Annotated in this window: 8 protein-coding genes; 6 read left to right on the top strand and 2 right to left on the bottom strand. The window is 56.4% G+C overall.

Going from position 1 to position 8545, the window contains the following annotated elements; translation table 11 throughout:
* Positions 1-189: 189 nt before the first annotated feature.
* Complete coding sequence (locus AC5DDB_RS29490) at positions 190-1191, bottom strand: vWA domain-containing protein (RefSeq protein WP_491743358.1); 1002 nt, start codon at positions 1189-1191, stop codon at positions 190-192.
* Positions 1192-1522: 331 nt separating this feature from the next.
* Between AC5DDB_RS29490 and AC5DDB_RS29485 the strand changes: the two genes are divergently transcribed.
* The 5 genes from AC5DDB_RS29485 (at position 1523) to pgsW (ending at position 6683) form a co-directional block, all read left to right on the top strand.
* A complete protein-coding gene (locus AC5DDB_RS29485; protein WP_491743357.1) occupies positions 1523-3139 on the top strand; it encodes a PQQ-binding-like beta-propeller repeat protein in 1617 nt (538 codons plus the stop codon).
* A 38-nt stretch (positions 3140-3177) separates the two neighbouring features.
* Positions 3178-3540 carry a cupin domain-containing protein gene (locus tag AC5DDB_RS29480; RefSeq protein ID WP_491743356.1) on the top strand — a complete coding sequence of 121 codons (363 nt, stop codon included), beginning with the start codon at positions 3178-3180 and terminating at the stop codon, positions 3538-3540.
* A 156-nt stretch (positions 3541-3696) separates the two neighbouring features.
* On the top strand, positions 3697-4914 hold the full coding sequence (pgsB, locus tag AC5DDB_RS29475; RefSeq protein ID WP_491743355.1) for a poly-gamma-glutamate synthase PgsB: 1218 nt from the start codon (positions 3697-3699) through the stop codon (positions 4912-4914).
* Between the two features lie 111 nt (positions 4915-5025).
* Positions 5026-5541 (top strand): poly-gamma-glutamate biosynthesis protein PgsC, encoded by a 516-nt coding sequence (gene pgsC / locus AC5DDB_RS29470; protein ID WP_491743354.1) that lies wholly within the window; start codon positions 5026-5028, stop codon positions 5539-5541.
* Entirely contained in the window at positions 5538-6683 is a 1146-nt protein-coding gene (pgsW, locus tag AC5DDB_RS29465; RefSeq protein ID WP_491743353.1) for a poly-gamma-glutamate system protein, read from the top strand. Before pgsC ends, pgsW begins: the two co-directional genes overlap by 4 nt.
* 106 nt (positions 6684-6789) lie before the next feature.
* On the opposite strand, the gene AC5DDB_RS29460 is transcribed toward pgsW, so the two are convergent.
* Positions 6790-7266 carry a DinB family protein gene (locus tag AC5DDB_RS29460; RefSeq protein ID WP_491743352.1) on the bottom strand — a complete coding sequence of 159 codons (477 nt, stop codon included), beginning with the start codon at positions 7264-7266 and terminating at the stop codon, positions 6790-6792.
* 94 nt (positions 7267-7360) lie between these two features.
* Between AC5DDB_RS29460 and dusB the strand changes: the two genes are divergently transcribed.
* On the top strand, positions 7361-8443 hold the full coding sequence (gene dusB, locus AC5DDB_RS29455; RefSeq protein WP_491743351.1) for a tRNA dihydrouridine synthase DusB: 1083 nt from the start codon (positions 7361-7363) through the stop codon (positions 8441-8443).
* Positions 8444-8545: the final 102 nt, after the last annotated feature.

Raw genomic sequence — 8545 nt, 5'->3', positions numbered from 1 at the left:
GAGCGATCGTGCAAAACGTCGTCGCGGAATTGCAACGTCGTGGGTTGATGTAGGAGGAATGCCCTCTCCCGAGCCTACGGCTCGACCTCTCCCTGGGGGAGAGGTCGGACGCACCGCGTCCGGAAGAGGGTTCAAACTCTTGGCAACCGAGTTCTTAGTAGGGTGCGTCGCGACGCACCCTACGCGGACTTACGGGACGAAGTGAAATTCGCCGCCGTTTTGTCTTGCGATTTGGCGGAGGATGGAGGAGCCGTCGCGGGTGCCGAAAGCGTAAGTGTGTACGCTGGTGCGTTGTTGGCGGAGCCCGATCAACTCCTTCTTGATCTCGATCGAGAAGTCCCCGTCGGTCAGAAAGTAGATCACGTCCGGCTTCAGTCGCAACGCAAGGGCCAGGGCTTGTCGAGGATCGGTTTCACCGGCCGGTCGCATCGTCGCGACCCAGTGTAACGACTTCTTACGGTTCGAAAGTTCCGCATCGAGCAACCCGCGTGTCGGCATCGGCAACGCCTGTGTGTTGAAAAAGATCACAAAGAATCGTTGTGGCGAATCGAGTGCCGCAATGGAACGAATTAATTCAACTTGCACACGTCCAAAACGTGTGCCCCATTCGCTTTCGTGCGGTGCGTTCATGCTCATGGAGGAATCGACCACGAACACGAAACTCTTGCCGGGCTGTTTCATGCCGAAGAAACCCTGACCGGACCCGCTTCCCTCGCCGGTGCCGTCACCGGCCCCGTTTCCGCCAGCTTCGAAGAGTCGATTAATCTCACTCTGAACCGATGTTGCGATGGTTTCGTTGAGATGGTCGGAAAGTTCCTCGCTGCCTGGGTGGGTCGTGACGATCAGCGGTTTGTCGGTCGGGAGTTGCGGTGCGGTTTCGATTGGCACCGGGGAGGAATCCGCCCCCGTTTTTCCACCACCGGTCAGCGACTCCGTCTGTTCGCTGGGTTGTGATTCCGTGGGTGTGATGACATGCTCAAACTCCGGCGTTGGTTCGACACGCGACGGCAACACCGTCAACGGCATCAAATCGTAGGAGGCGTCTGAGTCCGTCTGAAACCACCACAATGTGAGCAAGCCGAACAACGCCAAATGCACCGTCGCGGAGATCCACACGCCGATCATCCACGCGCGTTGAGTGCGGGTGGTGTCGCGGGACGGACGGTGCTCGTTCGACACATGCGTGGGCATGTGCGATCGCGAAAACCATGCTGTCAGTCTCGAAAGACGACTTGCAATCACGCGCGAGTTGCTCCGGAACAAACTTGTCACAGCTAGAATGCGCGACCGACCTCTCACTGTATCTCATTTTCGGTTCCGTTTGCCCATTTTTCCAAATTTTCTCTGACGAGGAACGGGGGACTCGAGATTTTCCCCGAGTCCGGCCTTTTATTCCGCTCAGAACGAGAACCGTCGTGTCCCTGTGCGCTGGTCGGCAAAACCGTTAGATTTTTCAAAAGCCAAACTTGGAAGTCACGAACGAAAGCTAGGAAGCATGAGCGAAGAAACAGAACGATCCCCGATGACCACCCGATGGTCTCTCACCACGCGTTTTGTGATTCTCGCGGCCATTTGGATCGTAGCCACGACTGTGCATCTTGTGTTGCACAACATGTTTCAGGACGACCGTACGAATCAAATCATGATGTTTTACATCGTCCCGCCGACCGCCGTGTTTTGGACGCTCGTCTGGTGGGTTGTGCTGGCACCTTTTTCCTGGAAGACGCGGCTGATCACTCTGTTTGTCGGATTTGCAACCACGGGTGCGGCTATCGCGGGTGCGTTGCAGTACTACAAATTCGAAGGCTTCTGGGGCGACTTCCGTCCCCGATTTTCTCGACGTGGAGATTCGTCCGCCGAAGAAGAATTCCTAGCCGCCCGTAAGAAACAGGAAGCCCGACAAACCGACACTGCGGACAACGAACCGGCCACCGAGGTCGAACCACTGACCGTGCAAAACGGGGATTGCCCGCAGTTCCGGGGCACCGGGCGGGATGGTGTCTACGAATCGGTCACCATGCCCCGCGAATGGAATGGCAAACAACCGAAGGAACTTTGGCGACGCAAAGTCGGTCCGGCGTGGTCTTCGTTTGCGGTGGTCGACGGTCACATCTTCACCCAGATGCAAATTGGGGAAGACGAATGCGTTGTTTGTTACGATCTGGAAACCGGCAACGAACTGTGGGTGCATCGCGATGAGGGCGTGCGATTCTCTGAACCGCGTGCGGGAACCGGACCGATGGCGACTCCGACCTTCGCGGATAACCGGCTCTACACCCTCGGTGCGACGGGGATTCTGAATTGCCTCGATCCGCACACCGGCGAAGAGTTTTGGCAGACCGATATCCTCAAGGACGCCGGGGTCGACAACCTTGAATGGGGTATGACGGGGTCTCCGTTGGTCTTCGATGGCAAAGTCGTCGTCAACCCCGGCAGCGACGGAAAGAACCCCACCAGCTTGACCGCCTACGACGCCGAAACCGGCAAAAAACTCTGGTCGGATGGACTCCGCGGCGCGAGTTATAGCGCGCCGATCCTGGCAACGATTGATGGCGTCCGACAGATTCTGATTTTCGATGCGTACGGACTCGCCGGTCACGATGCGGAATCCGGCAAACGACTGTGGGAGTTCGAATGGTCGAACCAACCGGAAGTCAACGTCGCGATGCCGATCTTGCGGGACGACGGCGCGATTCTGCTCAGCACCGGTTACGGTGTCGGAAGTGCGTTGATTCGCGTCAAACAGACCGACGGTAAATGGTCCGCCGCGAAAACCGATTGGGAAGACTCCACGCGTTTCAAACTCAAATTCGGTGACGCCGTTCAAGACGGCAACACCGTGTACGGGTTGAATGAAACCATTCTCGCTGGCTTCGACATGGAGAAAGGCAAACTTCTCTGGCGGAAACGCGGTGGGTTTGGGTTCGGTCAGGTGCTGCTTGCCGACGGGGTGATTGTGGTGCTTAGCGAGCAAGGCGAAGTCACGTTTGTTGACGTGAACGAATCGAAACAACCGGTCTTGCTGAAATTCCAAGCGATTGATGGCAAGACATGGGGACACCCGGTCGTGGTGCCGGGCAAACTTCTCGTTCGCAACGCGGGGGAAATGGCGTGCTTCGACATTTCCGAAGTCCCTTAACACAGCCAATTTTCGACAGTGTTCTCACAGGATGATCAATGGCCCAAATCATTCCAGAGCCGAAACGCATCCAGGCCCATGGCTCACCGCCGAAGACCATCGAGGAATTCATCGGAGCAGACGCATCGAACGGAGCCGTCAGCATCGCCCGCATGGTGAGTCCGTCCGGTTGGAGCGAATGTGGGCAGACACCGGAGTTCGATGAATACACGGTCGTGCTGAAAGGTGAGTTGCAGGTCGAAACCAAAGAGCGAACCTTCCAAGTTGCCGCTGGGCAGGCGATTCAAATTTCGCGTGGCGAATGGGTTCGCTATAGCACGCCGGGAGCGGAGGGAGCGGAATACATTGCAGTTTGTCTGCCAGCGTTCACCCCGCAGACCGTTCACCGAGACGCGGAGTAAATTCCTATCGATCCGCAACGAAAGCTTCGAAAAAATTTCGAATTCAGCACTCGCGTATTGGTTGCGTAACGATAGAATACCGCCAACGCGCTCACGACGAGGCTTTTCAATCGGCAAGACGCCAGCACGGGGGAATTTAACGGACGGACAACGTGGATGGACGGTGGTTTGGTGATCGCCGGGACAACCGGATTGATGGCTGGTATGGGTATGCTGGAATCGTGGCGACATCGTCGCACACTTCAGCAAATCGGCACCCGCGTGCATGTCAACGGCACACGCGGCAAGTCCAGTGTCACGCGGTTGATCGCGGGCGGCTTGATGGCCGGCGGACTGCGAACCTGTGCCAAAACCACCGGTACGTTGCCCCGCATGATTCTCCCCGATGGCAGTGAGTACCCGGTTTTCCGCCCGGGAAAAACTAACGTCATCGAGCAAATTCGCATCGTGCGAACGGCCGTCGCGCATCACGCGGAAGCACTCGTCATTGAGTGCATGGCATTGATTCCCTACCTCCAATGGCTCTCGCAAGCCCGCTTGGTGAATGCAACGCACGCCGTTATCACGAATGCCCGAGCGGATCACCTCGATGTGATGGGCCCCGGTGAAACAGACGTGGCGTGGGCGCTCGCGGGAATGGTGCCGGCCGGTCAAAAACTCTTTACCGCCGAACGACGCCATCTCGATATCTTCCGGAAAGTCTGTGCGGACCGGAATTGCCAACTCATCCCCAGCACCGAAGAAGACGTCGCCGCGATTACACCGCTTGATCTCGCCGGGTTTTCGTACATCGAACACGCCGAGAACGTCGCACTCGCATTAAAAGTTTGCGAAGACCTGGGCGTGCCGAAGAATGTTGCCCTGCCCGGCATGTGGCAAGTCAACCGGGACCCCGGCATGATGACCGTCGCCGAACTCGATTGGTTCGGCAGACGCATCGTGTTCGTCAACGGTTTCGCAGCGAACGACCCCGAATCGACCGAACGCATCTGGAATATGGCCATCGAGCGCTACCCAGACGTCAAACGGCGCATTGCAATTTTCAATTGCCGAGGTGACCGACCAGACCGTTCGCGTCAATTGGCCGAAGTCCTGCCGCAATGGCAAGCCGCCGATCACTATTTATTGATCGGTTCCGGGACATACATCTTCGCACGCTATGCGGTCAACGCAGGTGTTGACGAACGAAAAATCATCATCGCCGAACAAAACCGCGTGGAAGAGGTGTTCGAACGCGTCATTGATATCGCCGGCAAATCGGCGCTTGTCATGGGCATGGCGAACATCGGCGGCCCCGGTTTGGAACTGCTGCGGTACTTCCGCAACCGCAGTGAAACCGGCGAAACCGCGTTCGGCAAAGAATTGAAAACCTGAAATCCAAGAGTCGAGACGAGTTTTTGTAGGGTGCGTCGTGACGCACCTGCATTCAGCGTGAGATTGTGGTGCGTCACGACGCACCCTACAAATCTTTCAAGAGCCTAAGAAATGGACCCGCTTTCAACGGCGATCGGCGTGGGGCTGGTCGTCAGTTTGTTGTTCTCCGAACTATTCGGACTCGCCGCCGGGGGGATGGTCGTTCCCGGTTACTTCGCGATGTTTCTCGACCGACCGCTCGATGTCGCTCTGACACTCGCGGCGGCTTTGATCACATATTGGATCGTCTACGCCATGTCGATGGTCGTGATCATCTTCGGCAAACGCCGGACGGTGATGATGATTCTCGTCGGCTATCTGGTGGGCACCATTATCCAGGCGGTGCCGATGGAATCGCTCATCGACGTCAGCCAAACGACTGACCCATCCACCGGTTTGCCTCTCGGCGGGTTTCGTCCAACGGAACTCCGTGTCATCGGCTTTATCATCCCCGGTTTGCTCGCGATCTGGATTGATCGACAAGGACTCGTGGAAACACTCTCGATTCTCATTACCGCCTCTGTCACGGTTCGTCTGATTCTCATCGTCCTTGGTGTCGATCTGGGAACGGGAGTGATGCCCCTATGAAACGTGTTTATTGGCGTCCCCGAACTGTTTCTCAAGCCGTTGTGGCTCTCGTCGCCGTGCTGGCAATTGTCGGCATGGGTGCCGTCGAGGTGTTCCGCACACCCACCAAGCAACCGCATTACGATCGAAAAATCCGAGCGGTCGAACGCGAAATCGAAGCCGGAAAGATCATCAAAGAAACCCGTATTGCCTACGGCTTGACGATCGACCCGGAAATTGACTTGTCCGAAAGCGGTTTGATCGGCGCCCAAATGACGCCCATCACGACCGTCCCAGGACACCTCCCCGCCAAGCAGCTTTCCACCAATCCGAATTTTGCTGCGGTGATTTACGACATGCTTCTTGAAGCCGGCGTCCAGAAAGGCGACTTGGTCGCGGTGGGCTGTTCAGGATCGTTTCCTGCCTTGAACTTGGCGGTGTATGCAGCCATGGAGGAAATGGAAGTCAACCCGATCATCATTTCGAGTGCCGGCGCATCGCAGTTCGGAGCCAACTTCCCGGAGCTGCTCTGGATCGATATGGAAGCCAAATTGTACGACGCCGGTTTGATCAAGCATCGTTCGGTCGCTTGTTCTGTCGGTGGCCAAGAAGATGCCGGTTTGAATTTGCCGGCTGAGGGCCAGAAAATCGTCGAGGAAGCCATCGCCCGGAACAATCTCAAAAAGATCGATACCGACGATTTTATGGAGTCGATCGATACCCGGATGAAGATTTACGATCAACATTCACGGGGCAATGAGTACAAGTGCTACATCAACATCGGTGGCGGGACGGTTTCGGTCGGGCGTTCGGTCGGAAAGAAACTTTACCACCCGGGACTCAACAAGAGTCCATCCACCCGGGCTTTGGCAGTGGATTCCGTAATGAGCCGCTTCGCACGACGAGGCACCCCGATTATTCATCTCGTGCAAATCGAGCAACTCGCCCAGGAATACGGACTCGAAGCCCCTCAAGGGCCGGAACCAGCAATCGGGCAAGGCATTGTTTTCCTGCAAGACGAACGCAATCGCTGGTTGGCGTTTGGCGTGTTAATTGTCTTGTTGATCAGCCTGCGAGCACTGGTACTGACCGACCTTGGCTTCCGGCTGTTCAAAGGTCGCCCCGGTAAAAAAACCACCGGCGAACCCGAACCAATGGTGTAATTCCCGTAGCCAGAATTTCCCAAAGCAACGCCCGGCGAGAATCACTCACCGGGCGTTGCTTCGTTGTTTTCAGATGAAATCGGCCCTGGTCACTTGCCTCTTGTCGCTATGTTCCTTGCATCTTGCGGAGCAACCAAATCTCGCCGGAATGACAAGCTTCGTCGTGAAAACCATGCATGATTCGAAACCGCACACTGACGGTGGCGTCATCGGCAGCGGGTTGGTCGAGTCGTTCGGCGGCAATATTCTGAATGGCGGAGTGCAATCGGCCGTGTTGTACCCGAAGTTGCTGGACAACTTCCTGCAACGTCGGCCAAGCATCTGCGGAAACTTCTTCCGGTTTACTCATCCAACTAAACATCTCGAACCAACCGTCCGGGCAAGTTGTCTCCGCAGCCATTGCCCCCATGGTCAGCCATTCGGTCACGACATACGCATGACCGGCGTGCCAAAGAATGGAGTTCTGTAACCCCGACGGCACAAACCGTGCTTGCTCTTCGGTGACATCTTCCAGTCGTTTCAACGTCTTTTTACGAACCTCGTCACAAAGATCGAGCAACGTGGGATCGGCGGATGGATACATGAAATCGAGACTCCTCGGTGATGTTCAAAGTGTGGGTATTTTAGTGTAGCAAGCCATTCGCTAAATTGGAGCCTGTACTTTTCATTTCGAGTTGATGATGCCGGTTTCTCCACCACTGAATTTCGACACGCCGCTTCGGTACGGTTCCTTGGAACTGGCTTCGCGGTATCTGCTGTCACCACTTGCCGGTTACACGAATCTGCCGTTTCGCCGGGTGATTCGTCCGCTGGGCGGATTGGGACTGGCAACGACGGACTTGGTCAACGCCCGCGGCTTGGTCGAAGGCGGTCGACTCAGTCAACAACTCATCGAAACAACCGCAGACGATGCTCCGCTTTCGGTGCAAATCTTCGGTCATGATCCGCAAGTGATGGCCGATGCCGCTCGAATCCTCGAGGAGCGTGGTGTCGATTCGATCGATATCAACATGGGCTGCCCGGTCGATCATGTCACCAAGACCGGCGCGGGTGCGAGTCTGATGCAAAATACCGACCGGACTGTGGGGATGGTCGCCAGCGTTGTGGAGGCGGTTTCGCTTCCGGTGACCGTGAAGATGCGACTAGGTTGGGACGAACACAACATTACCGCTCCGCGATTTGCCCGAATGTTCGAGGAAGTCGGCGTGGTGGCCATCGCGATTCACGGACGTACCCGGAGTCAAGGGTTCTCCGGCAGCGTCGATCGCAACGGCATTCGTCAAGTTGTCGAGGCGGTCGAATCGATTCCTGTCATCGGCAACGGCGACATCCGCACCATTCCCGACGCCATTCGCATGTTCCAAGATACCGGGTGTGCTGGGATTTCGATTGGTCGTGGTGCCCTCGCAAACCCCTGGATTTTTCGACAACTCGTGGAATGGGAAACCAACGCAGGACACTATCAACCTGCGGGTGGATTCGATGATCGGCTCTCACTCCTTCGGCAACAGTTTCTCTACCTGGAAGATCAGCTGGGCTTCGAGATTGCGATTGGGCAATTTCGTCGTATGGGGCATTGGTACCTGAAGTCGATGCGGGTCCGGTCCGCCCTTCGGCATCGTTTCGACCAGGCCAAAACGCGGGAAGAACTTGAAGATGCGCTCCGCGAAATCAACAAAGTCGGTCCGCACACCGGTTCACGCGACGCACTCCCCGACATGCATGTCCCCGTCCCCAGCGGCCCCGTCGAACGCTGGTGACTAGTGAACCGGAACAACCCGCGTCAGTTGTTCCACAGCTTAGCTGGTATAGAAGTGAGGATGGAGAATGGAAGATAGAGAATAGCAAACGAACACGCCTCA

This window comes from Thalassoroseus sp. (genome assembly GCF_984380535.1).
This window is presented reverse-complemented; position numbering and strand designations above follow the sequence as displayed.

Excerpts from the sequence above, each read along its gene's own strand:
- AC5DDB_RS29490 (WP_491743358.1), bottom strand. The coding sequence starts at position 1,191 with ATGCCCACGCATGTGTCGAACGAGCACCGTCCGTCCCGCGACACCACC.
- AC5DDB_RS29485 (WP_491743357.1), top strand. The coding sequence starts at position 1,523 with ATGACCACCCGATGGTCTCTCACCACGCGTTTTGTGATTCTCGCGGCC.
- AC5DDB_RS29480 (WP_491743356.1), top strand. The coding sequence starts at position 3,178 with ATGGCCCAAATCATTCCAGAGCCGAAACGCATCCAGGCCCATGGCTCA.
- pgsB (WP_491743355.1), top strand. The coding sequence starts at position 3,697 with ATGGACGGTGGTTTGGTGATCGCCGGGACAACCGGATTGATGGCTGGT.
- pgsC (WP_491743354.1), top strand. The coding sequence starts at position 5,026 with ATGGACCCGCTTTCAACGGCGATCGGCGTGGGGCTGGTCGTCAGTTTG.
- pgsW (WP_491743353.1), top strand. The coding sequence starts at position 5,538 with ATGAAACGTGTTTATTGGCGTCCCCGAACTGTTTCTCAAGCCGTTGTG.
- AC5DDB_RS29460 (WP_491743352.1), bottom strand. The coding sequence starts at position 7,266 with ATGTATCCATCCGCCGATCCCACGTTGCTCGATCTTTGTGACGAGGTT.
- dusB (WP_491743351.1), top strand. The coding sequence starts at position 7,361 with ATGATGCCGGTTTCTCCACCACTGAATTTCGACACGCCGCTTCGGTAC.